Source organism: Kitasatospora sp. MY 5-36, from assembly GCF_001182915.1.
Classification (GTDB): Bacteria; Actinomycetota; Actinomycetes; order Streptomycetales; family Streptomycetaceae; genus Kitasatospora.
Genome location: NZ_LFVW01001272.1, coordinates 1 through 1,084 on the forward strand (window position 1 = coordinate 1; position 1,084 = coordinate 1,084).

Here is a 1,084-nt window from a genome sequence, read left to right on the forward strand (position 1 = left end):
AGCGGCCGCGCTGGAAGGCGTAGGTGGGCAGGTCCGCCCGCTCGGCGCGGGGCAGGACGGCGGTCCAGTCCACGGGCGCGCCGTGGGCGTACGCCTCGCCGAGGGAGGCGAGCAGCCGCGCGGCGCCGCCGTCGTCGCGGCGCAGCGTGCCGACGACCACGGGGTCGCGGTCCGCCAGTTCCTCGCCGACGGCCATGGCCAGCACGGGGTGCGGGGACACCTCGACGAAGGTGTCGTAGCCGTCGTCGCCGAGCGTGCGCACGGCGCGGGCGAACTCGACGGTCTCGCGCAGGCTGGCGTACCAGTAGGCGGGGTCGAGCTCCGGCCCGGCGAGCCGGCGGCCGTCCATCGCGGAGACCATCGGGATCCGGGCCGTACGGGGCTCGATCCCCTCCAGGGCGGCGGTGACGTCCTCGCGCAGCTCCTCGACGTGGGCGCTGTGCGAGGCGTAGTCCACCGGCAGGACGCGGGTGCGCACGTCGGGGTGGAGCGCGGCCAGCTCGTGCAGCGCGTCCGGGTCCCCGGCGACCACCGTGGCGGACGGGCCGTTGACGGCCGCGACCGACAGGCGCTCCCCGAACGGCTCCAGCCAGCCGCGGACGGTGTCGGCCGCGCCGTCGACGGCCATCATCCCGCCGCGCCCGGCGAGGGCGGTCAGGGTCCGGCTGCGCAGGGCGACGACCTTGGCGGCGTCCGCCAGGGACAGGCTCCCGGCGACGACGGCGGCGGCGATCTCGCCCTGGGAGTGGCCCACCACCGCGTCGGGGACGACGCCGGCCGCCTCCCAGACCGCGGCCAGCGAGACCATCACGGCCCACAGCGCGGGCTGCACGACGTCGGCGGCCTCGAAGCCGTGAAGGCCCGCCAGCACATCGTCCAACTGCCAATCCACGTACGGCGCGAGGGCCTCGGCGCACTCGGCCAGCCGGGCCGCGAACACCGGCGAGGCCCCGGCCAGCTCGCGGCCCATGCCGACCCACTGGCTGCCCTGGCCCGGCAGGACGAAGACCGTCCGGCCGGTGCCCTCGGCGCGGGTCTGCCCGGTCACGACGTCCGCGGCGGGCTCCCCGGCGGCGAGCGCGGC

General features: G+C 77.7%; 1 protein-coding gene. It reads right to left on the bottom strand.

The annotated features are described in order from the left end of the window. Window positions 1–1,048: acyltransferase domain-containing protein (locus AE652_RS41905; protein ID WP_369808379.1), on the bottom strand; the 1,048-nt coding region annotated here is incomplete at its 3' end. Window positions 1,049–1,084 lie beyond the last annotated feature (36 nt).